We start from the raw sequence: 25,588 nt of genomic DNA on the forward strand, positions 1-25,588 counted from the left end.
GTGAGACGAGATGGGGAAAACAGTTTGGATGTTTCCAGGACAAGGGTCACAGACGCCTGGAATGGGACAGACGCTTATCACGCAAGACGAGACACGCCAAGCACTCGCTGACCTCGGAACGCGAATTGGTCTGGATCTGACGACGCTGATGACGACAGGAACGAAGGATGAATTGAAAGCGACGGACATCGCTCAACCAGCCATCGTCGCACATAGTGCATTACTCGCACAGCAGTACGCAGCACAAGGACACACACCTGATTTCGTACTCGGACACAGTGTTGGAGAATATAGCGCGCTCGTCGCAGCTTCTGTCATCACACCGTCTGAAGCCGTCTATCTCGTCCGCGAACGCGGAAAACTCATGAATCAAGTCACGGGTGGAACGATGGCGGCAGTCATCGGCATGAATGATGTCGAGGCAGCCCATCACGCGGTCGAATCGATTGCGGCAACGGGAGAGATTGTCCAGATAGCGAACTACAACTGTCCTGGGCAATTCGTCATCTCCGGACAAATTGCAGCGGTCGAATCCGCTACAGCGAAGTTAAAAGAGCTCGGAGCAAAACGTGTCTTACCGCTTGATGTATCAGGTGCGTTCCATTCGTCACTCATGACACCATTCGCACCACGATTCGAAGACATTCTCGTCTCGTCACCGTTTGAAGCAGCGAAGACGAAATTCATCTCGAACGTCGACAGTACGTTCCACGATCAACCAGACGAATTGATTCGTTTGCTCGTTCAACAGCTCTATTCACCGGTCCGGTTCGAATCATGCGTCGAGCGTCTGATTGAAGAGGGTGCGGATACATTCATCGAGTTTGGTCCATCATCTCCATTGAGCGGTCTCGTGAAACGAATCAAAAAAGATGCGAAGATCATCAGCATCACGACACTTGAGCAACTGGAAGCGGAGGGAATTCGTTGAGTAAAGTAGCACTCGTCACTGGCGCGTCACGCGGCATCGGAGCTGCCATCGCAAAGCGATTGGCAACAGATGGTTTCCGTGTCGTCGTCAACTATGCAGGAAGCACGGATAAGGCGGAAGCCGTTGTCCGTGAAATCAAGGAAGCAGGCGGAGAGGCACTCGCGATTCAAGCGAATGTCGCTGAAGCAGATGCTGTCAAACAGATGATCAAACAGACAATCGACACGTTCGGTCAACTGGATTGTGTCGTCAATAATGCCGGCATCACGCGCGATGGTTTGCTAATGCGCATGAAGGAAGCGGATTTCGATGCTGTCATCGATACGAACCTCAAGGGAGCGTTTCTTGTCACGCAAGCTGCGACACGTCCATTGTTAAAAACAAGCGGTCGTATCATCAACATCGCATCAGTCGTCGGTATTTCCGGAAATCCAGGGCAAGCGAACTATGTCGCTGCGAAAGCGGGTCTGATCGGGCTGACGAAATCCGTCGCACGTGAACTCGCTAGTAAAGGCGTCACAGTCAATGCTATCTGTCCAGGCTTTATCGAGACTGACATGACGGATGAATTGACGGAAGAACAGCGGAACCTGTCACTCGGGCAAATTCCGTTGAAACGCTTCGGTCAAACGGACGATATCGCTTCACTCGTCAGTTTCATCGCTTCAGATGAAGCGCGATATATCACAGGACAAACTCTTGCCGTCGATGGCGGCATGACGATGTAACACAACTAACGGTAGTACTTTGCCAAATCGGCAATCATCTTATATACTCAACTCATGGAGGGATTTTAAAATGACAAAAGAACAAATCTTAGTAGACGTACAAGAAGCAATCGCAGAAAAATTAGGTAAAGAACAAAGTGAAATCACACTTGATAAATCGTTCAAAGACGACCTCGGTGCTGACTCTCTCGAAGTCATGGAACTCGTCATGGACTTAGAAGACAAGTTCGAAATCACGATCGAAGATGAGCAAGCAGAAAACTTGAAGACTGTCGGCGATGTCGTCAACTACATCGAAACACAAGTCTGATCATTGAAGCTGACCCACCGCATTTTGCGGTGGGCTTTAGCTGTTTAGGAGGAACTATGACGAATCAAAAAGGACGTCGTGTCCGAAAAGGACCCTATGTAAAACGACGCAAGGATGCTCGGACGCTCGCTCAAATCGAGCAGAAATTCGAAGCGTTACAAGAGCGTCTGAATATCACGTTTTCTAATGTCGAGCTATTAAAACAAGCCTTTACGCACTCTTCGTTCGTCAATGAACAACGCGAGTCAGAAGGGGATAATGAACGCCTAGAATTTTTAGGGGACGCTGTCTTAGAGTTGACCGTGTCACGCTATCTATTCGAACACTACCCGGAACGTTCCGAGGGGGAATTAACGAAATTGCGAGCGGCGATCGTCTGTGAACCGTCACTCGTCCAATTTGCGAATCACTATCAGTTTTCCGATATGATTCTGTTAGGTAAGGGGGAAGAACTGACCGGTGGTCGGAATCGTCCAGCCTTACTTGCGGATGTCTTCGAATCCTTCATTGGCGCCTTGTATCTTGACCAAGGCATCGAAGCAGCCGAACGATTCCTCGCCGAAGCGGTTTTTCCGAAAGTGGCGACAGGCTTCTTTGAAGAGCAGACGGATTTCAAGAGTCAATTACAGGAAGCGATTCAACGTGTCGGTTTAGGTGTCATCGAGTATGAAATCATTGAGGAGCGCGGTCCAGCGCATAGTCGGGAATTCATCTCGCGTGTCCAAGTCGCGGATGAGCTCGAAGGGATTGGGACAGGGCGATCGAAAAAAGAGGCAGAACAACAGGCGGCAAAACAAGCCTTACTTGAATTAAAGAAACAGTTTTAAGCAACAAAAGGCCGACCATCTCTCACGCGCTTGAGAGATGATCGGCCTTTATCGTGTGAAGTTCGCTTGATTAGACGGTCTTGAGGGATTTTAGCTCGTCGACGATTGCGTCGACCTCTGCAAGTGATAACGAGTCGCGCATCATGACGAACTCATAAATCTCTTTTAAGTCCTCATTTTTTGAGCCGTCAAACTGGTCTGCTTTAATGACCCCTTTGTTGATGATGTTCAATTTATCTAAGATTGCTTCAATCATTTGTTCAATCGTCATCGTGTTATTCGCTCCTCTTCTTCTTGTTTCGCATGATACTACCTTAAAACCTATCATGTTGCTAGCGTTTCGGCTATGGTAAACTGAAAGAAATTCAAAAGAAATTTAAACATACGGGTGATCAAGATGTACTTAAAACGAATTGAAATCAATGGCTTCAAATCATTTGCCAGTCGAACTGAACTAGAATTTCTTCCGGGTGTCACGGCAGTCGTCGGACCGAACGGAAGTGGGAAATCAAATATATCGGACGCTGTCCGTTGGGTGCTCGGAGAACAATCTGCGAAGTCCCTGCGCGGGGCGAAGATGGAAGACGTCATTTTTGCCGGCAGTCTGTCTGAACACCGGAAACAATTTGCTGAAGTGACGCTCGTCTTAGACAACGAGTCGGGAACGGTGGCGTTACCGTATCAGGAAATCAGCGTCACGCGTCGTGTCAGCCGCAATGGAGACAGCGATTATTTTTTAAATAAAAAACCATGTCGTCTGAAGGATGTCCTTGATCTGTTCATGGACACAGGCTTGTCACGTGACGCCTTTGCGATCATCGGACAAGGGCGAGTTGAACAAGTCATCTCCGGTAAACCGGAAGAACGTCGTGCTGTCATTGAGGAAGCAGCAGGCGTCTTGAAGTATCGTCATCGCAAGAAGCAAGCAGAGCGGAAATTAAGTGATACGGAAGCGAATTTATCGCGTGTCGATGATATTTTATATGAACTCGGCGGACGAATCGAGCCGTTACGTGAACAAGCAGCGCTCGCGAAAGAGTATCTCGTCGCTCGAGAACGGCATGATGTCCTCGAGCGTGGTATCTTAGCGCATGAAATCACGACGTATCAGACGGAGCTCGAAACATTGGCGCGTGACATCGCACAATGTGAAGAACGCCTTGCGTCTCAAAAGACGACTTACGAAGAGACCGTCGTGTCCCGAGAGAATCAAGAATCGGCGCTTGAAGAAGAACGGCAACAAGAAAACGCGTTGCAGGAGCAACTTCGACATGTCTCGACGCGACTGGTTGAAATCCAAGGTGCCCTTAACCTAGCGAAAGAGCGTGAAAAACACGGGACCGAGACGAAAGAGCGACTCGAACAAGAGGTTGCCGTCGTCGAAGAACGCGTCAAGGAACTGGAACTCGAACTGACCGCTTTACAGGAACGCCAAGCAGAAGTCGATCAGGAAGCAAAACGGATCACGGCTGAGCGAGAACGAGCCGATCAAGCGCTGACACAAACCGATCGTGATTTTGATAAGGAAGCTGAAACATTACGTTCGGAAGCTTTTGAAGTGGCGAGTCGATTAGCTGCGACGAATAATGCTTATAATCGGGCGAAGCAAGATCTCATGCAGGCAGAAGAACAACAACGTTCTTTTACGGCGGATAGCGGTACGAAACAATCGACACGTCGTCAACTCGAGGAAGATGTCGCTCGACTAGAAGCGGATGTTGCTTCGATCCGGACGAAGTTGGACCAAGCAACAGAAGAAGAAACAACGGCACTTGTTGCACGAAATGAACAACAACATGCGTTACGCCAAGTCGAACAGTCCGTTGCGGATTTAGAGCGACGTCGTCATAAGACGGAAGACCGGATTGAATTCCTTGAATCTGTCAAAGCCGACTATAGCGGTTATTTCGGTGCCGTTAAGACGATTTTAAAACAACGAGATCATCACCCAGGTATTCACGGGGCGGTCGCAGAGTTGATTTCGGTTCCGGCGCGGTTTGAAGCGGCAATCGAGACAGCGCTCGGTGGGGCGATGCAAAACATCGTTGTTGATACCGATGCGACTGGACGTCGTCTGATTCAGGAACTCCGACGATTAAATGCCGGTCGAGCGACGTTCATGCCGCTCGCCTCACTCCAAGCACGTGAAGTTAACCGTTCAGTGCGAGAACAAGTCGGAGGGATGTCTGGATTCGTCGGGATCGCAAGTGATCTCGTGACGACGGATGAGTCGTTGACGAAATTAAAGATGAACCTGCTCGGTACGACACTCGTCGTCGAGTCACTTGAACAGGCGAACCAAATTGCCCGTTCGACAGGACATCGCTATCGTCTCGTCACGCTCGAAGGAGACGTCGTCAACGTTGGCGGTACGATGACTGGCGGAAGTCGGAAGAAGGGTACCCCATTGTTCAGTCAATCGCGTGAGCTCGACGAGTTAAAAGAGGGACTGACACGCGGGCAAGCGGTCATTCGGGAGCAGATGCGCCGCTTGGAAGATCTGAGAGCGGCGATTCAGACGCTTGATGCTACTGCTCGGACGCGGACAGAAACGATTCAAACATTACAAGGACAACTCGAACAATCGCGCGATACGTTAGCAGATGCGAACCGTCATCTTGCTGTCATGACGTCTGAATTATCGGTTGAAGATCGACAGATGGCACGTGTACTCGAACAAGAACAAGAAGCACGTCGGATCATCGAGACGTCGGAAGTCGAAATCGCAAAATGGACGGAGCGTCAAACAGAGCTCAGACAAGCCTTAGATCGTCTCAAGGATGCGCAAGCCCGTGGCGCCGTTACGATGGACGAACTGAAGAAGGAACAAGCAGAAGCAGTTCTCGAAGAGCGGACGATTCAAATGAAACAAGCGCAACTCACGCAAGATATCGAACGCCTGACGGAACAGGTCAGTCACGCGAAGCTTGAGCGTAGTCATAAACGCCGTGACTTGCGTCATGTCCTTGAAGGATTCGACGAAGCGAAAATCGATGCCTTGCATGCGGAACAGCGTGAACAGGAACAGGAACAACAACGGGTCGAGACCGAACTCGTCGCGATCGGACAACGGATTCAAGTACAAGCAGAATCCTTGCGCTTGATCCGGATCCGCGAAGCGAAGACAAAGGACGATCAACAAACGACGAAACAGACACTCGAGCAACTTCGACTTTCTCAAGGGAAAACAAGTACACGTCTTGAGACAAGACAAGAAATGCTGGAAGAGATGGGATTACTGCTCGAACTGATTGCACCACTCGATCTATCGTATGATGAGGCGAAAGAGGAAATTCATCTGCTCAAACGCCAACTCGAAGAAATCGGCATCGTCAATATCGGTGCGATTGAGGAATTCGCGGAGGTCGATGAACGGTTTACGTTCCTGTCAGCGCAACGGGATGATCTCGTCGCTGCTAAAACGGATCTCTATGGCGTCATCGAAGAGATGGACCGAGAAGTCATTCGGTTGTTCCGTCAAACGTATGATGCTGTCCGTGAACACTTCCGGGAAACATTCCGAGAGCTATTCGGGGGCGGTGAAGCCGATCTAGTCCTCGTTGACCCGACTGATCTGTTGACGAGTGGAATTGATATTGTCGCGAAACCGCCTGGTAAGAAGCTGCAAAATTTGTCGCTCTTGTCTGGTGGAGAGCGTGCTTTGACAGCCATCGCCTTATTATTTGCGATTCTTAAGACACGTCCCGTTCCATTCTGTGTCCTCGATGAGGTCGAGGCAGCGCTCGATGAAGCGAACGTCGCGCGATTCGGCGAGTTCGTCCATCAGCTAGCACGCGAGACACAGTTCGTCATCATCACTCATCGTAAAGGGACGATGGAGGCAGCAGACGTCTTATATGGCGTCACGATGCAGCAAAACGGGATATCTGAAGTGTTATCCGTTAAACTAGAAGAGGCACGGCGTACATTAAGTGAAGAACCAAAGGAGATTAAACAATGAGTTTCTTTAAAAAACTGAAAGACCGCTTGACGACTTCGACACAAGAAGTCACGACTAAATTCACGGAAGGCTTGACGAAGACACGTGACGGATTAGCGAGTGCCGTCAATGATCTCGTCTACCGCTTCCGAGAAGTTGATGAAGACTTCTTCGAAGAGTTAGAAGAAGTGTTGATCCAAGCCGACGTCGGTGTGACGACGACGATGGATTTGGTCGAGGAATTAAAGACAGAAGTCAAACGACGTAACGTCAAGGATCCAAAACAAGTCCGAGACGTCCTCGTTGAAGTCGTTGCGAAGATGTTAGTCGAAGAAGAAGAGACAGCTCTCGATCTCGATCATGAGCTGAATGTCATCCTGTTCGTTGGTGTCAATGGCGTTGGGAAGACGACGACAATCGGGAAACTTGCGAACCGATTAAAACAAGAAGGCAAGAGCGTGATGTTAGCAGCGGGGGATACGTTCCGGGCGGGTGCGATCGATCAATTGCAAGTCTGGGGCGAACGCTCCGGTGTACCGGTCATCCGCCAAGGCGAAGGGTCCGACCCGGCTGCTGTCGTTTATGACGCCGTCCAAGCAGCAAAAGCACGTAAGGTTGATGTCCTGATTTGTGATACGGCAGGACGTCTTCAAAACAAGGTCAACCTGATGAACGAACTTGAAAAGGTCAAGCGTGTCATCGAACGTGAAATTCCAGGTGCACCCCATGAAGTGTTACTAGCACTTGACGCAACAACAGGGCAAAACGCGATGGTGCAGGCAAAAGCCTTCAAACAAGCGACGAACGTTAGCGGAATCGTTTTAACGAAGCTTGATGGAACGGCAAAAGGCGGGATTGTTCTTGCGATTAAGAACGAGCTGAATCTACCGGTGAAGTTCGTGGGTCTCGGTGAAAAAATCGATGATTTACAACCGTTTGACGCAGAACAATTCGTATATGGCCTGTTTGGCGATGTCTTTGAAGAAAAAGAAAACGTCGACACGGAAGAAAGCGCGGAATAAGCGACGTTTCATGTAAAGAAAAAAACTTGACAACACACTGTGAGGGCTGTACTATACTATCTGTAAAGGAATTTCACTTAACATTGCGGAGGTGCTCGGATGACACTTGATAAAACGAACCGGATGAATTATCTGATTGACTTTTATCAGGAGCTTTTGACGCCAAAACAACGGAATTACATGTCACTCTATTACTTAGATGACTTTTCCTTAGGTGAGATCGCCGATGAGTTTGAAGTCAGCCGACAAGCAGTCTACGACAACATAAAACGCACGGAAGCCATGCTCGAGCAGTATGAAGAACGACTATCGCTGTTCAAGAAACACGAACGGCGAAAGCAGTTACTCGATCAGCTGAAGCAATGCGACCTTCCGGGTGAAGCCCTAGTGATCATTGAGACATTGGAGCAATTAGAGTAGGAGGCATTCTTAATGGCATTCGAAGGATTATCGGAACGGCTTCAAGCCAGTCTCGCTAAAATGCGAGGTAAAGGTAAGATTTCTGAAGCAGACGTCAAAGAGATGATGCGCGAAGTTCGCTTAGCGCTACTCGAAGCCGACGTCAACTTCAAGGTCGTCAAACAATTCGTAAATGATGTAAAGGAACGTGCCGTCGGACAGGATGTCATGACGTCTTTGACGCCAGGACAACAAGTCGTCAAAATCGTCCACGATGAATTGACGAATCTGATGGGTGCAGAAGTGTCACCATTGACGCTTGCGAACCGTCCTCCGACCGTCATCATGATGACGGGTCTGCAAGGGGCAGGTAAAACAACGACAACGGGTAAACTTGCCAATCATTTACGTAAAAAACATAATCGTAGTCCTTTGCTTGTTGCGGCGGATATTTATCGTCCGGCAGCAATCAAACAATTAGAGACACTCGGAAAACAATTGGAGTTACCGGTCTTCTCGATGGGAGATCAGGTTAGTCCACAAGAAATCGTTACCGGTGCACTCGATTATGCAAAAGAGCATCATCACGATATCGTGTTGATCGATACGGCAGGTCGCTTACACGTCGATGAGGAACTGATGCAGGAACTCGTTGATGTGAAGGAGATCGCCAAACCGCATGAAATCTTCCTAGTCGTCGATTCGATGACGGGTCAGGATGCCGTCAACGTCGCAGAGAGCTTCAACGAGAAGCTTGGCGTAACGGGAGTCGTTCTGACGAAGCTCGACGGAGATACGCGAGGTGGTGCAGCACTCTCCATCAAGGCAGTCACCGGAGCACCGATTAAGTTCGTCGGTCTTGGAGAGAAGCTCGATGCCATCGAACCATTCTATCCCGAGCGGATGGCGTCTCGGATTCTAGGCATGGGAGACATGCTGACACTGATTGAAAAAGCAGAGTCACAAATGGACGCTACGCGTGCCAAAGAGTTAGAAAGCAAAATGCGCGATGCATCGTTTACATTCGATGATTTCATCGAGCAGTTGCAGCAAGTGAAACAGATGGGTCCACTCGACGAACTGTTGGGAATGATCCCTGGGGCAGGTAAAGGGAAGATGAAGGGGTTGAAAAACGCCCAAATCGATGAGAAGCAACTCGTGTATGTCGAAGCGATCATCCAATCGATGACGAAACGAGAGCGGACTGAACCTGAAATCTTGAATGCGAGCCGTCGGAAGCGGATTGCCCGTGGTAGCGGACGCAGTATCCAAGAAGTCAACCGCCTCATTAAACAGTTCGAAGACATGCGGAAAATGATGAAACAATTTTCCGGACAGATGGGCAAAGGGAAAAAGAAAGGCTTTGGCCTTCCATTCTTTTAAAAGTCTTTTCTCTTTTGCTGTAACGTTGTATACTAATGAAGTTGTCAATTTGACTAAACGAAAAAATTATTTATTATTTGGAGGGACTTACGAATGGCAGTTAAAATTCGTCTTAAGCGCATGGGCGCAAAAAAATCACCTTTCTACCGTGTGGTAGTAGCAGACTCACGTGCACCACGTGATGGTCGTTTCATCGAGCAAATCGGATACTACAATCCAGTTGCTAAACCAGAAGCAGAAGTTAAAATCAACGAAGAGCTAGCTCTTAAATGGCTCTCTGAAGGTGCTAAACCTTCGGACACAGTTCGTAACCTCTTCTCACAAGCTGGTATCATGGAGAAATTCCACAACGCGAAACTCGCGAAGTAAGACATTAGGAGGTGAGCGAAAGCTTACCTCCTTTTTTTAATTTAAGAAAGGAAGTGAAACGAATGGAATGGTTGGAAATTGCGAAAATCGCTAATACGCACGGTCTAAAAGGGGAATTGAAGTTACTCGCGAGCACGGATTTCCCGGAGGAACGCTTTAAGGTCGGGAAGGAAGTCTTTCTCGGCTCTGAAGGCACGTATACACCAGTGACGATCAGTGGCTACCGGAAGCATAAACAATTCAGCATGGTGACGTTCAAAGGGATGCATCATATCAATGACGTTGAGAAGTATAAAGGATTGAAACTCTATGTCCACGCAGAAGACTTGCAGGACTTAGACGAGCATGAATTTTACTATCATGAAATCATCGGTTGTACGGTCTACGACGGTGAGACGAAAATTGGTGTCGTCTCCGATATTCTCGAGACAGGGGCGAACGATGTCTGGACGATCAAACGTGACGGGAAAAAGGATGTCTTGATTCCGTATATTGAACAAGTCGTTGCTTCCGTTGACGTCGAACAGAAACGCATCCAAATCACGCCGCTTCCGGGACTGATCGAAGAATGAACATCCGTGTATTGACGCTGTTTCCAGAAATGTTTTCAGCGCTCGATCATTCGATCGTCAAACGAGCGCAAGACGATGAACGCGTCATGCTCGAAACAATCAATTTCCGGGACTTTTCAACGAATCGGCATGGTAAGGTCGATGATTATCCATATGGTGGAGGAGCTGGCATGCTGTTGACACCTCAACCCGTCTTCGATGCGATGGCGAGCCTGCCGGAACGAAAACGACGGATCATCGTCATGACACCGACCGGTAAACGTTTTTCGCAACGGATGGCAGAAGAGTGGGCAAACGAAGAAGAACTAGTCTTCTTATGTGGTCACTATGAGGGGTTTGATCAGCGAATTCATGATCAGTTGGTGACGGATGAGGTCTCGCTCGGAGACTTTGTCTTGACGGGAGGAGAACTTGCTGCGATGACGATGATCGATGCTGTCGTCCGCCTTTTACCGGACGTCCTCGGTGCATCTGCGAGTCACGAAGATGATTCCTTCTCGACGGGGCTACTTGAATATCCGCATTATACACGTCCGGCAGAATATAAAGGGCACCGCGTACCCGATGTCTTGTTATCAGGCAACCATGCCCGGATTGAAAAATGGCGACGGGAACAGTCGCTAAAACGGACATATGAGCGTCGTCCCGATCTCCTCGTTGATGCACCGTTAACAGAAGAAGATCAGCATTATTTAGACTCGATTTCAGGATTGTCAAACGACTGAATCTATGATAAGTTAAAACATGTGGCAAAAGCCACCCATTAACGATGTTCCGCTGTCGGATGCTTGAAGCAAATGAAGATAAGAACATTGGTGAAAAAAGGAGAAATCATTCATGAACACACAACAATTGTTCCGTGAACTTACACAAGAACAAATCAAGTCAGACGTCCCTGCGTTCCGTCCTGGGGATACAGTCCGTGTACACGTTAAAGTCGTCGAGGGTACGCGTGAGCGTATTCAGCTCTTCGAAGGCGTAGTCATCAAACGTCACGGTGGCGGCATCAGTGAAACATTCACAGTCCGTAAAATTTCTTACGGAGTTGGCGTTGAGCGTGCATTCCCGCTCCACTCACCACGTGTTGCACAAATCGAAGTCGTTCGCTACGGTAAAGTCCGTCGTGCGAAACTTTACTACCTCCGTAACCTTCGTGGTAAAGCGGCGCGTATTAAAGAAATTCGTCGTTAATCATGTGAAAAAGTGGCTTGTCTCCGGACAAGCTTCTTTTTTTTGCCGTTTATGCGTATACTAGTCCTTAGGAAGAAATTGCGTTAATCAAGGGAGTGGAATTCGTGAAGGAGTTATTCAGTTGGGTAAAGGCGCTCGTCGTAGCGCTCGTCATCGCGTTCATCATTCGAACGTTCCTGTTCGTACCCGTCATCGTTGATGGGGAATCGATGATGCCAACCTTACACAATGCGGATCGAATGATCGTTAATAAGGTCCCGTACTATTTTAATGAACCAGAAAGAGGCGATATCGTCGTCTTCCATGCAACGGAAACTCGAGATTACATCAAACGGGTCATCGCTGTTCCAGGAGATACGATGTATTACAAAGACGATACGTTGTATGTCAACGATAAGAAAGTAGCTGAACCGTATTTGAAAGAATACAAAGCCCAGATGAGTGGTGTTCCATTGACGGAAGACTTCACGCTTGAAGAGCGAACAGGTGAAACGACTGTTCCGAAAGGGAAAGTATTCGTCATGGGAGACAACCGTCAAAATTCAAAAGATAGTCGTGATATCGGTTTCGTGGATGAAGAACAAATCGTCGGAACGACGAACTTCGTCTTCTATCCATTCAATGATGTACGTTCTGTCGATTAAAACGAAAGAAGATGAGACGCTTGCCGTTAAAAGTAAGCAGCTCATCTTCTTTTCTCGTCTTAAGTTGCGTATACTAGGGAGTGGATGTTTTTTCATGTATCGTATGATCAGCAAGAAGTCCAGGAATATATGAACGAGGTGAAGGATATGACGATTCAATGGTTCCCCGGTCACATGGCCAAAGCACGTCGGGAAGTCACAGAAAAATTAAAGTTGATCGATGTGGTGATCGAACTCGTCGACGCACGTCTTCCGATGTCGAGCCGTAATCCGATGGTCGAACAGATCACGGCAGGTAAGCCGCGATTGATTGTCCTCAACAAAGCGGATATGGCAGACAAACGAGTGACGGAACAATGGATGCAGGCATTACGAGCAGATGGTGTCGATGTCGTCGCGGTCGACGCGAAGCACAATAAAGGATTGAATCAAATCCATGAAGGCGCTTTACGACTAATGAAAGAAAAACATGCACGGATGCGGGAGAAAGGTCGGAATCCGAGTGCGATTCGTGCCTTGATCATTGGTATTCCAAACGTCGGGAAATCGACGCTCATCAATCGACTTGCCGGCCGAAATATCGCCATCACCGGTGACCGTCCAGGTGTGACGAAACGCCAGCAGTGGATCAAGATGAAAACAGGTGAGATGGAATTACTTGATACACCAGGAATTCTCTGGCCGAAGTTCGACGATCAAGTCGTCGGCTATCGTCTAGCAGCAACAGGAGCGATCAAAGATGATATCTTAAACATCGACGATATCGCGCTATTTGCCCTTCGTGAGCTAAAGACACGGTATCCGGAGCAGTTACGTGAGCGTTATCGACTCGACGAAGTATCGGGAGAAGCGGTTGATGTACTCGAAGCAATCGGTAAAAAACGTGGTTTCGTCTCAGGCGGTTATGTCGATTTCGAACGGACGAGCGAAATGCTTCTGCATGAACTGCGAACGGAAAAGCTCGGTCGGGTGACGCTTGAAACAGTCGAAGAGTGGGAAACGCATGCATAACGGACTTGGACATCCTTTGATGTCCAAGTTTTTTTCAAAGGAGCAGGATGTATGAAAATAGCCGAATTAAAAGAACGATTGCAAAAAGCAACACTAGAAGAATTTATTCAACTGAAGCAGGAACTGGCGACAGATGCGCGAAAAGGGGTGCATACACTGTTTCATCAGACAGAGCGACGATTTGCGCTTGAAGAGCAGCAACGGATCGATTTCAAGGAACGACTCGCATTTGAAGACGAATATCGTCAACAAGGGTACGTTCGAATTGCAGGAGTGGACGAAGTCGGACGAGGTCCACTAGCTGGTCCTGTCGTCGCAGCAGCTGTCATCTTACCAGACGGTTTCTATCATCCGGGACTAACGGATTCAAAACAGATGAGTAAAGGACAGCGACAAGCGGCACTTAAGCATTTGCAAGACGTCGCAGAGATTGCGATCGGCATCATCGAACCGGCTGAAATCGACGAAATCAATATCTATCAAGCATCGAAACAGGCGATGCAAAATGCTCTACGTCAATTGCAACCGGATGCCTTACTCGTCGATGCGATGACACTCGACGACGATATACCACAACTCTCTCTCATCAAAGGAGATGCGCGAAGTGTCTCAATTGCTGCTGCAAGTGTCGTTGCGAAAGAGACACGAGATGCGATGATGGAACAATACGCGATCGAGTATCCGGGATACGGATTTGAAACACACGCAGGTTACGGAACACCGATACATTTACAAGCGCTCGATACACTGGGCGTCACACCGATTCACCGGAAAACATTCCGTCCTGTCAAAGAACGTCTCTAGGAGGGGTCGAGCATGCAAATCGAACATCGTGCCTTACTTCCATTTAAAATCATCGATCATGCGAACCTGCCGTTACGGGAAGGAGCAAACATCGTCGGTAAAGTATTGAAACTGTTGCCGGACGGATTGATGGAACTCCAAGTCGGTCAACGCGTCTTGACGGCTGGGACAACGGCTGAACTAAAAGAAGGGAACATGTATCGCTTTCAAGTCGTTTCAGCAGAGGGACAACCGGTCTTAAAAATCATCTCGACCGAGTCTGTTCCGCAAAAGTCGGCTCTACCACAGTTACTCGATTCCTTTTTACAACGTCAGACGGTACCGACTGCGGAAACACGTGAACTCCTAAAGCAAATCGGTCAACCGGTAACAGAAGGAGAAGCAAAGCAGCTAAAGCACGCTCTTACCGAACTCGTTCAACTGGCAAAGGGCGACGAGACAGGTCGAACGCTTGATCGAAAGACGAGTGATCAGATTTTAGCGCAACAACTCGTTCAAGCAACAAACGAAGCAGGAAAAGGAGTCTATTTATTTCAATTACCTCAATTTGGACCTTTCGAAGATGTCGATCTCATGATGGAAGCACCGTTCGAACGGACGTTTGATCCAAATCATGCCCGCGTCGTGTTATATCTTCAATTACCGGCGCTCGGTGAGGTCGCTGTTGACGTCTTGATCGCAGACCGGAATATTTCGATTTCCGTTTTTCATCCGAATGCGCACGTCAATACGTTCATGCAAGCCTACACACCTCAAATCCAGACTCGTCTAGAGGAACAAGGCTATGTATTGACGCGATTCGATTGGGTCGAACAGACGAAAGAGCGCGTACCGCATGATATCTCAACGCGTAATGGAAGGGTGGATCTTCATATATGAAAAAAGTAATAGCTCTATCATACGAAGAACAGATGCATGCCCCAAAAGTCGTCGCTAAGGGATCGGAACATATCGCGGAACGGATTTTAGAAGAGGCATTAAAACATGATATTCCGATTCGACAGGACGAAACGTTGATGACGTTACTAGACGCTGTCCAAGTATCGGAACAGATTCCAGAAGAACTGTATGGTGTCATCGCTGAGTTATTCGCCTTTTTATATCGTCTCGATCAAGATGAAATTCTGAAAAAATAAAGCTTTCGGTCGATAACGATAGACAGCGCTTCCAATTTTAACTACAATGAAAGAGCCGAAACTAAAGGGGTTAAGGGGGATTTTTTCATGAATGTACATGAGTATCAGGCAAAAGAATTACTTCGTTCGTACGGTGTACCCGTACCAAACGGAATCGCAGCCTTCACCGTCGAAGAGGCGGTCGATGCATCAGAACAATTGTCAGGCCCGATTAAAGTCGTCAAAGCTCAAATTCACGCGGGGGGACGCGGTAAAGCAGGTGGCGTCAAGCTTGCGAAATCGCAAGAAGAAGTGAAGGAATATGCGACGGAGTTACTCGGCAAAACGCTCGTCACGCACCAAACAGGTCCAGAAGGAAAAGTCGTTCAACGTCTTCTCGTCGAAGAAGGTTGTGCGATTGACAAAGAATACTATCTTGGAATCGTACTTGATCGTGTGACAGGACGTGTTGTCATCATGGGATCAAGCGAAGGTGGTATGGACATCGAAGAGGTGGCGGAAGCGACACCAGAAAAAATCATCAAAGAAGTCGTTGATCCTGCGGTTGGTCTTCAAGGATTCCAAGCGCGTAAACTTGCGTTCGCAATGGGTGTTCCAGTGAAGCTCGTCAACAAGTTCGTCGGCATGGTCACGAAACTCTACAACTTCTTCGTCGACAAGGATTGTTCGATCGCAGAAATCAACCCACTCGTTACGACGAAGGATGGCGAAGTCCTTGCATTAGATGCGAAGTTGAACTTCGATTCAAACGCGTTGTATCGTCATGCGGATATCGTAGCGTTACGTGATGAAACAGAAGAAGATCCACGTGAAGTCGAAGCGTCGAAAAGTGATTTGAACTACATCGCGCTCGATGGAAACATCGGTTGCCTCGTCAATGGTGCGGGTCTTGCTATGGCAACGATGGATATCATCAAACACTTCAGTGGTGATCCTGCAAACTTCCTCGATGTCGGTGGTGGTGCGACAAAAGAGAAAGTTACAGAAGCATTCAAACTGATCTTATCAGATGAGAACGTCAAAGGGATTTTCGTCAACATCTTTGGTGGAATCATGAAATGTGACGTCATCGCAGAAGGTATCGTTGCGGCGACAAAAGAAGTCGGTCTCGAATTGCCACTCGTCGTTCGTCTTGAAGGGACGAACGTTGATGCAGGGAAACAAATTCTCAAAGATTCAGGTCTAGCGATTACAGCAGCTACATCAATGGCAGACGGCGCAGAAAAAATCGCTGCGCTCGTGAAGTAAGGGGGAGCTAAAGATGAGTATTTGGGTGAACGAATCGACGAAAGTCATTATTCAAGGGATTACTGGTAACCAAGGGATGTTCCACGGTGAACAGATGATCGACTACGGCACAAACCTCGTAGGCGGTGTCACACCAGGAAAAGGCGGTACGGAAGTACTCGGTGGTGTTCCTGTTTTTGATACGGTCGCACAAGCGGTCGAAAAAACGGGTGCGAACGCATCAATCATCTACGTTCCACCAGCATTCGCAGCGGATGCAATCATGGAAGCAGCAGATGCGAACATCGTGTTGATCATCTGTATCACGGAAGGTATTCCAGTTCTTGATATGGTCAAAGTAAAACGTTACCTCGAAGGCAAACCAGTTCGTCTTATCGGACCGAACTGCCCTGGCGTCATCACTCCAGGTGTCGCGAAGCTTGGTATCATGCCAGGATATATCCATACACCAGGTCATGTCGGTATCGTCTCACGTTCTGGGACTTTGACATATGAAGCTGTCCATCAATTGACGACAGCAGGCATCGGTCAATCGACAGCTGTTGGTATCGGGGGCGACCCGGTCAATGGAACGGACTTCATCGATACGCTCAAAGCGTTCAATGAAGATCCAGAAACAAAAGCTGTCATCATGTTAGGGGAAATCGGTGGAACAGCTGAAGAAGAAGCGGCTGAGTGGGTCAAAGCGAACATGACGAAACCAGTCATTGGTTTCATTGGTGGTCAAACAGCTCCTGCCGGCAAACGGATGGGTCACGCAGGTGCGATCATCTCTGGCGGTAAAGGAACAGCTGCTGAAAAAATCAAGACACTCCGTGCAAACGGAATCGAAGTGGCAGAAACACCAGCTGTCATTGGTGAGACGTTAATCCGTGTCATCAAAGAAGCAGGGATCTATGACGAGTGCGTGACGAACAGCACAGTCAAATAAATCAAAAAAAGAAGCTGTCCTGATCAAATCAGGACGGCTTTCTTCTATATAAATAAGAAGCTTAAATAAGGAGCGCTGATCTCATGAAACGTGAACTGTATGTCCGCTTCGCCATGTGTCAGGTACCCTACACGATTGTCCAATTGATTGAGCAATTCGGAATCGTTCCAAGTCATGAATTACCCGTTTCGACGCGTCTTCGAAAACGGTATGAACAAGCACTACAGCTTGATTGGATCGAAGAGTCGATTCTAGTCAAAGGAGATCCGCTGTTTCCGACTGTGTTACTGACGATCCCTCAACCTGTCTATGCCCTCTTTTACCGCGGTGACCCGTCCCGCCTAACTCTTCCACGCGTCAGTATCATCGGTAGTCGAACCCCTTCACCGCAACACCTTTCCCGCATGCGTTTCCTGCAACCTTTCTTTCACCCAGATCTCGCCACCGTTTCCGGAGGTGCCTATGGCATCGATGCCCTCGTTCATCGTCTATCCTTAAAACATCAGCAGACAACGATTGCGGTTCTTGCTGGCGGACTTGATCGTCTATATCCCACTTCCCATGCTACTCTTTTTGAACGGATCCTCTCAAACGGTCTTCTTCTCTCCGAATATCCATCCGGAACTCCTATTCAAAAATTTCAATTTCTAGAACGGAATCGCATCATCGCCGGATTGTCCCCCTCGTTGATCATCGTAGAAGCGGCGAAACGAAGCGGTACGATGAATACTGCCAGTCACGCGCTTGATCAAGGAAAAGATGTCTATTGTTTGCCGGGTTGTCCCACGGAATCGTTCTTTAACGGAACGAATCAATTGATCGCAGAAGGAGCGATTCCACTCCTTAATCCGGAAGAAGTTTCAAAAAGTATTCGGCTGAACGTTGACAAATGGGAATCGAGACTACTATGATAAGTGAGATTAAAATACGAGTACGCCTCTAATAGGGAGCGATTGCAATGGCAAAATATCTAGTAATCGTCGAGTCACCCGCTAAGGCAAAAACCATCAAACGTTATCTCGGATCCAACTATACCGTGAAAGCGTCGATGGGGCACGTCATTGACTTGCCGAAAAGCCAAATGGGAGTCGACGTCGAACATGACTATGAACCGAAATATATCACGATCCGTGGTAAAGGTCCGGTCTTAAAAGAACTCAAGACGGCTGCGAAAAAAGTACAAAAAATCTATCTCGCAGCTGACCCCGACCGTGAAGGGGAAGCGATCGCATGGCATTTAGCTAAAGCACTAGGCGTTGATGAATCAACGGAATGCCGCGTCGTCTTCAACGAAATCACGAAGGATGCCATCAAGGATTCGTTCAAGCGACCACGCAAGCTCAATTATGATCTTGTCGATGCACAGCAAGCCCGTCGTATCTTGGACCGCCTTGTTGGTTACAGTATGAGTCCGTTATTATGGAAGAAGATTAAAAAAGGATTATCTGCGGGACGCGTACAGTCCGTTGCCGTCAAGATGATCATCGATCGGGAACAAGAAATCAACGCGTTCATGCCTGAAGAATACTGGACGATCAAACTCGAACTCGATGCAAACGGTGAAAAGCTCGAAGCGAACTTCTACGGAGTCGATGGCAAGAAGCGTGAACTTCATTCGCAAGAAGAAGTCGATCAAATCTTGAATCAACTCTCAGAAGACTTCACAGTTGATTCCGTCACGAAAAAAGAGCGGAAACGGAATCCAGCGTTACCATTTACGACGAGTTCTTTGCAACAGGAAGCAGCACGTAAGCTGAACTTCCGAGCGAAGAAGACGATGATGATTGCACAACAGCTATACGAAGGAATCGAAATTGGAAAAGAAGGTACAGTCGGTTTGATTACGTATATGCGTACCGATTCGACACGGACGTCAGATTCGGCGAACCTCGAAGCACACGGGTTCATTGAGCAGGCGTACGGAAAAGAATACATCGCAAGCGAGAAACGTAAAGAAAAGAAATCAGCGAACTCACAGGATGCGCACGAAGCGGTTCGTCCGACTTCGACAATGCGTGAACCACAACTCGTTAAATCGTATCTATCGCGTGACCAATTCCGTTTATATAAGCTGATCTGGGAACGATTCGTCGCAAGTCAGATGGCGCCAGCAATTCTCGATACCGTCAAAATTGACCTTGTCTCGAACGATGTCATGTTCCGTGCGAACGGATCAACTGTTAAATTCCCAGGCTTCATGAAGGTTTACATCGAAGATACCGATGATGAGGCCGTCACCGACGTCAAGGAAGGATTACTTCCTCCACTTGATGAAGGGGAAGAGTTGAAACGATCAGCGATTGAACCGAAGCAACACTTTACTCAACCACCACCACGTTATACGGAAGCACGTCTTGTCCGGGCGATGGAAGAACTCGGAATTGGTCGTCCGTCGACGTATGCGCCGACACTTGATACGATCCAAAAAAGGGGTTATGTGACACTCGAGGAGAAAAAGTTTTTACCAACGGAACTTGGTGAACTCGTCATCGATATGATCAGCGACTATTTCCAGGAGTTCATCACCGTCCAGTTCACGGCTGACATGGAAGCTTTACTCGATGCGATCGAAAAAGGCGACATGCAGTGGACAGAAGTCGTCGATCCAATCTATAAATCCTTTGCGAAACGTCTGACACGAGCGGAAGCAGAGATCGAGAAGATTGAAATCAAAGATGAACCAGCTGGAGAAGATTGTGAAGTCTGTGGTCATCCGATGGTCATAAAGATGGGACGTTATGGTAAGTTCATGGCGTGCTCGAATTTCCCAGAGTGTCGTAACACGAAACCAATCCAAGTCGAGATTGGTGTGAAGTGTCCGACATGTGGAACAGGTGATATCGTCGAACGACGAAGTAAAAAAGGACGTTTGTTCTACGGTTGTTCGAACTATCCGGAGTGTGAGTTCGTCTCATGGGATAAACCGGTCGAAGAACCATGTCCGGTATGTAGTAGTATGATGGTACAAAAGAAAATCAAGAACGGTGTGAAAGTAGAATGTACATCTTGTGGACATCATGAAACACGCATCGATCAGGAGCAAGAGGAGGAATGACCGTTGAAACGTGTAACGGTAATCGGCGCGGGACTTGCAGGTTCTGAAGCAGCATGGCAACTTGCAAAACGCGGCGTACAAGTAGATTTATATGAAATGCGGCCTGTCAAACAGACACCCGCGCACCATACAGACCAATTCGCTGAACTCGTCTGTTCGAACTCACTTCGAGCAAATCAGCTGACGAACGCAGTTGGTGTCTTAAAGGAAGAGATGCGTCAGCTCGATTCCTTGATCATGAAAGCAGCAGACTTAGCGAGCGTTCCAGCAGGTGGAGCACTTGCTGTCGATCGGCACGACTTCGCAGGATATGTGACGGAAACGTTGAAAAACCACCCGAACGTTACCGTCCATCATGAAGAAATCGAAGCGATTCCAGATGGTCCGACGATCGTCGCGACGGGTCCGTTGACGAGTGCGGCATTATCGGAATCACTTAAACAATTCACAGGTGAAGATTACCTATACTTCTTCGATGCAGCGGCACCGATTCTCGATGGAGACACGATCGATCGTGAGAAGGTTTACCTGAAATCACGATATGATAAAGGCGAAGCTGCCTACTTGAATTGTCCAATGACGGAAGAAGAATTCCAGCTCTTCTATGATGAGCTGATCAATGCGGAAGTCGTTCCATTGAAGGAATTTGAAAAAGAGATTTACTTCGAGGGCTGTATGCCATTTGAAGTTCTCGCTTCACGCGGACCGAAAACACTCTTGTTTGGACCGATGAAGCCAGTTGGACTTGAAGATCCGAAGACAGGCAAACGACCATATGCTGTCGTTCAATTGCGTCAGGATAACTCAGCTGGAACATTGTTCAACCTTGTCGGCTTCCAGACACATTTGAAATGGGGCGAACAAAAGCGGATCATTCGCTTGATTCCTGGTCTTGAGAATGCAGAAATCGTCCGTTATGGTGTCATGCACCGTAACACGTTCGTCAACTCACCGAATTTGTTGAAACCAACGTATCAGACACGTACACGTGACGACTTGTTCTTTGCTGGTCAAATGACAGGTGTCGAAGGGTACGTCGAGTCAGCAGCGTCCGGTTTGACGGCAGGAATCAATGCGGCACGTCTCGTCAATGAGGCGGAACCGGTTACGTTCCCGCAGGAAACGATGATGGGTGCGATGTCGCACTATATCACGACGACGGAAGGGAAGAACTTCCAGCCAATGAATGCCAACTTCGGATTGGTACCAGCACTCGTCGGTCATCCGGTTCGGATGAAAAAACCTGAGAAGTATGCGCTCTACGCAGAGCGAGCACTTGAAGCGATCAAAGATTTCACGGATATGTGATTTTTGATGGGGAGAAAGGCGTGATTTAGCGCTCTTTCTCCCCATTTCTTAATTTGTCATAAAAGCGTGATAATTTCGTTAATTTTTCGGTTTTTGGTCTATTGTCAGACTACTTGGTCTGTGCTATGCTAAGGGCGATTCGAGAATGAAATGGTCAGAAGGGGGCGCATTCATGGGGATAGACACTGCTTTTGAGCGACTGCTAGAAGATTTCATGCGGTATGTTCATATTGAACGTCAATTATCTCCGAATACAGGTCGCTCTTATGATCAAACACTTCGACAATACGCCGCTTTTTGCCGCGATCATCAGTTACGATCGATTGAATTGGCAAGTGCACGGCGTTATTTGTATGCTCTTTACGATCAGGAGCTGGCGCGAGCAACGATTGCGCAAAAAGTTTCCTGCCTCAAACAATTTGGTCGTTTTTTGACACGTGACACCGATGAACCTAATCCATTCGATGGATTAAAAGCACCAAAACGACAACAAGGACTTCCGACATTCCTTGTCCCAACGGAATATGAACGTTTCCTCGATGCGTTTCGATCGAGTGATACGCTTGGTAACCGGAATGTCGCGTTAGTGGAACTTTTATATGCGACGGGTATGCGAGTCAGCGAGGTCGTTCAACTGGATCTTCGTGATCTCGCAACTGATCATTCCTACGTCCATGTGTATGGAAAAGGTGGGAAAGAGCGCATTGCGCCAATTGGAACCTTTGCGAAAGATGCATTAGAACTGTACTTACCATCACGAGATCCAGTTGCAGGTCATGAGCAAGCATTGTTCTTGTCTCATTCAGGACGTCGATTGACGACGGATGCGATTCGGAAAATCATGAAAAAAGGGGAACAACTCGTTGGGAAACATGTGACACCCCATGCGCTTCGTCATAGTTTCGCGACGGATCTGCTAGAAAGAGGAGCCGATTTGCGAGCGGTCCAGGAGCTACTTGGACATGCATCTCTTTCGACGACCGGTCAGTATACACACGTAACAACGGAACGATTACGACATGTTTATCAACAAGCACATCCTCGTGCCTAAGGGAGGAAACATTGATGTTTCATGCAACGACGATTTTTGCGATTCAACATAACGGACAATCCGCGATGAGTGGAGACGGACAGGTGACTTTCGGAAACCAGGTCATCATGAAGAAAAGTGCGAAAAAAGTACGGCGCCTCTATGGTGGCAAAGTCATTGCCGGATTTGCTGGAAGTGTCGCGGACGCGTTTACACTCTTTGAAAAATTCGAAGCGAAGCTTGAAATGTATAACGGGAACTTACAACGGGCAGCTGTTGAACTGGCGAAGGAATGGCGGGGCGATAAGATGTTGCGTCAACTAGAAGCACTCTTACTCGTCATGGATGGAACACATCTGTTACTTGTATCCGGAAACGGAGAAGTCATCGAACCGGATGACGGCATTCTCGCGATCGGTTCAGGTGGTAATTATGCGCTTGCTGCAGGTCGCGCGTTAGCTCGACACACAAGTCATCTCACGGCAGAAGAAATCGCTCGTGCGGCGCTTGAGACGGCTGGAGAACTCTGTGTCTTTACGAACGATCAAATCATCTTAGAAACGATCGGAGGCAATGACCATGCATGAATTGACGCCAAGACAAATCGTCGAGAAGTTGAATGAACATGTCATCGGACAAGCTGATGCTAAACGTGCGGTGGCGATCGCTTTACGTAATCGATACCGTCGACAATTACTCGATGCATCGATGCGGGATGAAGTCACGCCAAAAAATATCCTGATGATCGGACCTACCGGTGTCGGAAAAACAGAGATTGCGCGACGTCTCGCGAAACTCGTCCGAGCGCCGTTCGTCAAAATCGAAGCGACGAAGTTCACGGAAGTAGGATATGTCGGTCGCGACGTAGAATCGATGGTACGAGATCTTGTGGAAGCGTCTCTACGTCTTGTCAAAGATGAGAAAAAAGAAGCGCTTAAAGATCGGGCGGAGGCAGTGGCGAACGAACGAATCGTTGATGCGTTGTCTGGCAAAAAAGCGTCATCTGGTCTCGGTGGTGGAACGAATCCGTTTGAGATGTTGTTCGGTGGGAACCAAAAGCAACAAGAGCCAGATACATCGGAAGCAACAGCTGATCGTTCGCTACTCCGTCAGCAATTGCTGACAGGTCAACTCGAAGATCGAATGATCGAGGTCGATGTTGAAGAACGTCAAGTTGATTTATTTTCCGGACAACAAGGCATGGAGGGGCTCGCAAATCTTCAGGATATGCTTGGACAAGTCATGCCGAAGAAAACGAAGAAGCGCCAGCTTACTGTTAAGGAAGCACGTCCGATTTTGACCGCAGAAGAAGCGGAACGATTGCTTGACTTAAATGAAGTTCATGACGAAGCGGTCCGCCGTGCAGAACAAATGGGTATCATTTTCGTTGATGAGATTGATAAGATTGCGACAAAGGGACATGATTCAGCAGGTGTTTCACGAGAAGGTGTTCAACGAGATATTTTGCCGATCGTTGAGGGATCGACGATCGTCACGAAATATGGACCAGTCAAGACGGATCATATCTTGTTTATCGCTGCCGGTGCATTCCATATGGCGAAACCATCTGATCTGATTCCTGAACTCCAAGGTCGTTTCCCGATCCGTGTCGAACTCGACAGTTTGACGGAAGATGACTTTGTTAAAATTTTAACTGAACCGAATCAAGCATTACTCAAACAATATAAAGCATTACTAGGGGCAGAGCACGTTCATGTCACCTTTACAGAAGAAGCCATTCGTGAAATTGCACGGATTGCTGCACAAGTGAACGATGAGACGGATAATATCGGAGCGCGGCGCTTGTATACGATCATGGAGCGCGTGCTCGAGGAATTATCTTTCGAAGCAGCAGATATGCCGGAAACGGATGTGACGATCACGCCACAATACGTGACGGATCGAGTTGGAAAAGTAGCAGATGATCGTGACTTAAGTCAGTTCATCTTATAAAGTGGAGGAAGAAAAAATGAATTTATTGGCGAAAACGCGGAAGCTGAATACGATGTTACAACAGGAAGCGAGCACACATGTTGATTTCAAGGTCATGGCTGACCGTCTCAGTGAAGTCATGGAATCAAACACATTCATCGTAAGTCGGCGCGGTAAGTTACTGGGTATCGCAATCAAGCAACAAATCGAAAATGACCGGGTCCGTGGTTTCTTAGAAGAACGTCAATTCCCGGAAGATTACACGAAAAAATTATTTAACGTCACGGAAACGACGGCAAACATTGCCATCGATAGCGAACATACGGCATTCCCGGTCGATAACCGTGACACGTTCGAAACGTCGAAAACGACGATCGTACCAATCATCGGTGGTGGAGAACGCCTTGGTACGCTTGTCCTCGGTCGTATGGTTGAAGACTTCAACGAAGAAGACCTCGTGCTGGCAGAGTATGGTGCGACAGTCGTCGGGATGGAGATCCTTCGTGAAAAGGCTCATGAGGCGGAAGATAAAGCACGGAAGAAAGCTGTCGTTCAGATGGCGATCAATTCACTGTCTTATTCGGAACTCGAAGCGATTGAGCATATCTTCGAAGAGCTTGAAGGAAATGAAGGGTTACTCGTCGCTTCAAAGATTGCGGATCGTGTCGGTATTACTCGTTCCGTCATCGTCAATGCGCTTCGTAAGCTCGAAAGTGCAGGAGTCATCGAGTCACGTTCGCTCGGGATGAAGGGAACATACATCAAAATCTTAAACGATAATTTCCTATATGAATTAGAACGAATTAAATCGAACTAA

At 47.9% G+C, this 25,588-nt stretch carries 27 protein-coding genes; 26 read left to right on the plus strand and 1 reads right to left on the minus strand.

Going from position 1 to position 25,588, the window contains the following annotated elements:
• The first annotated feature begins 10 nt into the window (after nucleotides 1-10).
• The 4 genes from fabD (at nucleotide 11) to rnc (ending at nucleotide 2,796) form a co-directional block, all read left to right on the plus strand.
• Complete coding sequence (gene fabD, locus KNQ15_RS00625) at nucleotides 11-931, plus strand: ACP S-malonyltransferase (protein WP_214727114.1); 921 nt, start codon at nucleotides 11-13, stop codon at nucleotides 929-931.
• Complete coding sequence (gene fabG / locus KNQ15_RS00630) at nucleotides 928-1,659, plus strand: 3-oxoacyl-[acyl-carrier-protein] reductase (RefSeq protein ID WP_035396763.1); 732 nt, start codon at nucleotides 928-930, stop codon at nucleotides 1,657-1,659. Before fabD ends, fabG begins: the two co-directional genes overlap by 4 nt.
• Before the next feature lie 70 nt (nucleotides 1,660-1,729).
• Complete coding sequence (gene acpP, locus KNQ15_RS00635) at nucleotides 1,730-1,969, plus strand: acyl carrier protein (RefSeq protein ID WP_029342095.1); 240 nt, start codon at nucleotides 1,730-1,732, stop codon at nucleotides 1,967-1,969.
• A 56-nt stretch (nucleotides 1,970-2,025) separates the two neighbouring features.
• The gene (gene rnc, locus KNQ15_RS00640) at nucleotides 2,026-2,796 is read left to right on the plus strand and encodes a ribonuclease III (RefSeq protein WP_023468747.1); all 771 of its coding nucleotides are present in this window, start codon (nucleotides 2,026-2,028) and stop codon (nucleotides 2,794-2,796) included.
• Between the two features lie 70 nt (nucleotides 2,797-2,866).
• Here rnc and KNQ15_RS00645 read toward each other — a convergent pair whose 3' ends face one another.
• Entirely contained in the window at nucleotides 2,867-3,067 is a 201-nt protein-coding gene (locus KNQ15_RS00645) for a DUF1128 family protein (RefSeq protein WP_029342093.1), read from the minus strand.
• 126 nt (nucleotides 3,068-3,193) lie between these two features.
• Here KNQ15_RS00645 and smc point away from each other — a divergent pair, with 126 nt between their 5' ends.
• The 22 genes from smc (at nucleotide 3,194) to codY (ending at nucleotide 25,588) form a co-directional block, all read left to right on the plus strand.
• Entirely contained in the window at nucleotides 3,194-6,757 is a 3,564-nt protein-coding gene (gene smc / locus KNQ15_RS00650) for a chromosome segregation protein SMC (protein ID WP_214727123.1), read from the plus strand.
• Complete coding sequence (gene ftsY / locus KNQ15_RS00655; RefSeq protein WP_029342091.1) at nucleotides 6,754-7,758, plus strand: signal recognition particle-docking protein FtsY; 1,005 nt, start codon at nucleotides 6,754-6,756, stop codon at nucleotides 7,756-7,758. The genes smc and ftsY overlap by 4 nt, the downstream gene beginning before the upstream one ends.
• A gap of 99 nt (nucleotides 7,759-7,857) precedes the next feature.
• A complete protein-coding gene (locus KNQ15_RS00660) occupies nucleotides 7,858-8,178 on the plus strand; it encodes a putative DNA-binding protein (protein WP_023468743.1) in 321 nt (106 codons plus the stop codon).
• Between the two features lie 12 nt (nucleotides 8,179-8,190).
• Entirely contained in the window at nucleotides 8,191-9,540 is a 1,350-nt protein-coding gene (ffh, locus tag KNQ15_RS00665) for a signal recognition particle protein (protein WP_023468742.1), read from the plus strand.
• Between the two features lie 93 nt (nucleotides 9,541-9,633).
• On the plus strand, nucleotides 9,634-9,909 hold the full coding sequence (rpsP, locus tag KNQ15_RS00670; RefSeq protein ID WP_023468741.1) for a 30S ribosomal protein S16: 276 nt from the start codon (nucleotides 9,634-9,636) through the stop codon (nucleotides 9,907-9,909).
• 62 nt (nucleotides 9,910-9,971) lie between these two features.
• Nucleotides 9,972-10,481 (plus strand): ribosome maturation factor RimM, encoded by a 510-nt coding sequence (gene rimM, locus KNQ15_RS00675; RefSeq protein WP_214727125.1) that lies wholly within the window; start codon nucleotides 9,972-9,974, stop codon nucleotides 10,479-10,481.
• The gene (gene trmD / locus KNQ15_RS00680) at nucleotides 10,478-11,206 is read left to right on the plus strand and encodes a tRNA (guanosine(37)-N1)-methyltransferase TrmD (RefSeq protein ID WP_029342089.1); all 729 of its coding nucleotides are present in this window, start codon (nucleotides 10,478-10,480) and stop codon (nucleotides 11,204-11,206) included. Before rimM ends, trmD begins: the two co-directional genes overlap by 4 nt.
• A 112-nt stretch (nucleotides 11,207-11,318) precedes the next feature.
• Nucleotides 11,319-11,672 (plus strand): 50S ribosomal protein L19, encoded by a 354-nt coding sequence (gene rplS, locus KNQ15_RS00685; protein WP_023468738.1) that lies wholly within the window; start codon nucleotides 11,319-11,321, stop codon nucleotides 11,670-11,672.
• Between the two features lie 104 nt (nucleotides 11,673-11,776).
• On the plus strand, nucleotides 11,777-12,316 hold the full coding sequence (lepB, locus tag KNQ15_RS00690) for a signal peptidase I (RefSeq protein WP_034786034.1): 540 nt from the start codon (nucleotides 11,777-11,779) through the stop codon (nucleotides 12,314-12,316).
• A 147-nt stretch (nucleotides 12,317-12,463) separates the two neighbouring features.
• Nucleotides 12,464-13,327: a ribosome biogenesis GTPase YlqF gene (gene ylqF, locus KNQ15_RS00695; protein ID WP_035396901.1), complete on the plus strand. Its 864-nt coding sequence runs from the start codon at nucleotides 12,464-12,466 to the stop codon at nucleotides 13,325-13,327.
• A 51-nt stretch (nucleotides 13,328-13,378) separates the two neighbouring features.
• Nucleotides 13,379-14,131 carry a ribonuclease HII gene (locus tag KNQ15_RS00700; protein WP_214727138.1) on the plus strand — a complete coding sequence of 251 codons (753 nt, stop codon included), beginning with the start codon at nucleotides 13,379-13,381 and terminating at the stop codon, nucleotides 14,129-14,131.
• Nucleotides 14,132-14,143: 12 nt separating this feature from the next.
• Nucleotides 14,144-15,010, plus strand: coding sequence for a flagellar hook-length control protein FliK (locus KNQ15_RS00705; RefSeq protein WP_214727140.1), 867 nt, complete (start codon nucleotides 14,144-14,146; stop codon nucleotides 15,008-15,010).
• Nucleotides 15,007-15,267 (plus strand): EscU/YscU/HrcU family type III secretion system export apparatus switch protein, encoded by a 261-nt coding sequence (locus KNQ15_RS00710; protein WP_214727142.1) that lies wholly within the window; start codon nucleotides 15,007-15,009, stop codon nucleotides 15,265-15,267. The genes KNQ15_RS00705 and KNQ15_RS00710 overlap by 4 nt, the downstream gene beginning before the upstream one ends.
• An 87-nt stretch (nucleotides 15,268-15,354) precedes the next feature.
• Nucleotides 15,355-16,515, plus strand: coding sequence for an ADP-forming succinate--CoA ligase subunit beta (gene sucC, locus KNQ15_RS00715; RefSeq protein ID WP_023468732.1), 1,161 nt, complete (start codon nucleotides 15,355-15,357; stop codon nucleotides 16,513-16,515).
• A gap of 13 nt (nucleotides 16,516-16,528) precedes the next feature.
• Nucleotides 16,529-17,446: a succinate--CoA ligase subunit alpha gene (gene sucD, locus KNQ15_RS00720; protein WP_214727144.1), complete on the plus strand. Its 918-nt coding sequence runs from the start codon at nucleotides 16,529-16,531 to the stop codon at nucleotides 17,444-17,446.
• 83 nt (nucleotides 17,447-17,529) lie between these two features.
• Nucleotides 17,530-18,357, plus strand: coding sequence for a DNA-processing protein DprA (dprA, locus tag KNQ15_RS00725; protein WP_214727146.1), 828 nt, complete (start codon nucleotides 17,530-17,532; stop codon nucleotides 18,355-18,357).
• 47 nt (nucleotides 18,358-18,404) lie between these two features.
• Complete coding sequence (gene topA, locus KNQ15_RS00730) at nucleotides 18,405-20,501, plus strand: type I DNA topoisomerase (RefSeq protein ID WP_214727148.1); 2,097 nt, start codon at nucleotides 18,405-18,407, stop codon at nucleotides 20,499-20,501.
• A gap of 3 nt (nucleotides 20,502-20,504) precedes the next feature.
• Complete coding sequence (trmFO, locus tag KNQ15_RS00735; RefSeq protein WP_023468729.1) at nucleotides 20,505-21,809, plus strand: FADH(2)-oxidizing methylenetetrahydrofolate--tRNA-(uracil(54)-C(5))-methyltransferase TrmFO; 1,305 nt, start codon at nucleotides 20,505-20,507, stop codon at nucleotides 21,807-21,809.
• A 145-nt stretch (nucleotides 21,810-21,954) separates the two neighbouring features.
• On the plus strand, nucleotides 21,955-22,860 hold the full coding sequence (locus KNQ15_RS00740) for a tyrosine recombinase XerC (protein WP_231496840.1): 906 nt from the start codon (nucleotides 21,955-21,957) through the stop codon (nucleotides 22,858-22,860).
• A 14-nt stretch (nucleotides 22,861-22,874) separates the two neighbouring features.
• On the plus strand, nucleotides 22,875-23,426 hold the full coding sequence (gene hslV, locus KNQ15_RS00745) for an ATP-dependent protease subunit HslV (RefSeq protein ID WP_214727150.1): 552 nt from the start codon (nucleotides 22,875-22,877) through the stop codon (nucleotides 23,424-23,426).
• Entirely contained in the window at nucleotides 23,419-24,792 is a 1,374-nt protein-coding gene (gene hslU / locus KNQ15_RS00750; RefSeq protein ID WP_035406964.1) for an ATP-dependent protease ATPase subunit HslU, read from the plus strand. The genes hslV and hslU overlap by 8 nt, the downstream gene beginning before the upstream one ends.
• Nucleotides 24,793-24,808: 16 nt before the next feature.
• Nucleotides 24,809-25,588, plus strand: coding sequence for a GTP-sensing pleiotropic transcriptional regulator CodY (gene codY / locus KNQ15_RS00755; protein ID WP_023468725.1), 780 nt, complete (start codon nucleotides 24,809-24,811; stop codon nucleotides 25,586-25,588).

Source organism: Exiguobacterium sp. s168 (genome assembly GCF_018619035.1).
Lineage (GTDB): Bacteria > Bacillota > Bacilli > Exiguobacteriales > Exiguobacteriaceae > Exiguobacterium_A > Exiguobacterium_A acetylicum.

Coding starts and splice junctions, on each gene's coding strand:
- fabD (WP_214727114.1), top strand. CDS start 11: ATGGGGAAAACAGTTTGGATGTTTCCAGGACAAGGGTCACAGACGCCT.
- acpP (WP_029342095.1), top strand. CDS start 1,730: ATGACAAAAGAACAAATCTTAGTAGACGTACAAGAAGCAATCGCAGAA.
- rnc (WP_023468747.1), top strand. CDS start 2,026: ATGACGAATCAAAAAGGACGTCGTGTCCGAAAAGGACCCTATGTAAAA.
- KNQ15_RS00645 (WP_029342093.1), bottom strand. CDS start 3,067: ATGACGATTGAACAAATGATTGAAGCAATCTTAGATAAATTGAACATC.
- smc (WP_214727123.1), top strand. CDS start 3,194: ATGTACTTAAAACGAATTGAAATCAATGGCTTCAAATCATTTGCCAGT.
- ftsY (WP_029342091.1), top strand. CDS start 6,754: ATGAGTTTCTTTAAAAAACTGAAAGACCGCTTGACGACTTCGACACAA.
- KNQ15_RS00660 (WP_023468743.1), top strand. CDS start 7,858: ATGACACTTGATAAAACGAACCGGATGAATTATCTGATTGACTTTTAT.
- ffh (WP_023468742.1), top strand. CDS start 8,191: ATGGCATTCGAAGGATTATCGGAACGGCTTCAAGCCAGTCTCGCTAAA.
- rpsP (WP_023468741.1), top strand. CDS start 9,634: ATGGCAGTTAAAATTCGTCTTAAGCGCATGGGCGCAAAAAAATCACCT.
- rimM (WP_214727125.1), top strand. CDS start 9,972: ATGGAATGGTTGGAAATTGCGAAAATCGCTAATACGCACGGTCTAAAA.
- trmD (WP_029342089.1), top strand. CDS start 10,478: ATGAACATCCGTGTATTGACGCTGTTTCCAGAAATGTTTTCAGCGCTC.
- rplS (WP_023468738.1), top strand. CDS start 11,319: ATGAACACACAACAATTGTTCCGTGAACTTACACAAGAACAAATCAAG.
- ylqF (WP_035396901.1), top strand. CDS start 12,464: ATGACGATTCAATGGTTCCCCGGTCACATGGCCAAAGCACGTCGGGAA.
- KNQ15_RS00700 (WP_214727138.1), top strand. CDS start 13,379: ATGAAAATAGCCGAATTAAAAGAACGATTGCAAAAAGCAACACTAGAA.
- KNQ15_RS00705 (WP_214727140.1), top strand. CDS start 14,144: ATGCAAATCGAACATCGTGCCTTACTTCCATTTAAAATCATCGATCAT.
- KNQ15_RS00710 (WP_214727142.1), top strand. CDS start 15,007: ATGAAAAAAGTAATAGCTCTATCATACGAAGAACAGATGCATGCCCCA.
- sucC (WP_023468732.1), top strand. CDS start 15,355: ATGAATGTACATGAGTATCAGGCAAAAGAATTACTTCGTTCGTACGGT.
- sucD (WP_214727144.1), top strand. CDS start 16,529: ATGAGTATTTGGGTGAACGAATCGACGAAAGTCATTATTCAAGGGATT.
- dprA (WP_214727146.1), top strand. CDS start 17,530: ATGAAACGTGAACTGTATGTCCGCTTCGCCATGTGTCAGGTACCCTAC.
- topA (WP_214727148.1), top strand. CDS start 18,405: ATGGCAAAATATCTAGTAATCGTCGAGTCACCCGCTAAGGCAAAAACC.
- KNQ15_RS00740 (WP_231496840.1), top strand. CDS start 21,955: ATGAAATGGTCAGAAGGGGGCGCATTCATGGGGATAGACACTGCTTTT.
- hslV (WP_214727150.1), top strand. CDS start 22,875: ATGTTTCATGCAACGACGATTTTTGCGATTCAACATAACGGACAATCC.
- hslU (WP_035406964.1), top strand. CDS start 23,419: ATGCATGAATTGACGCCAAGACAAATCGTCGAGAAGTTGAATGAACAT.
- codY (WP_023468725.1), top strand. CDS start 24,809: ATGAATTTATTGGCGAAAACGCGGAAGCTGAATACGATGTTACAACAG.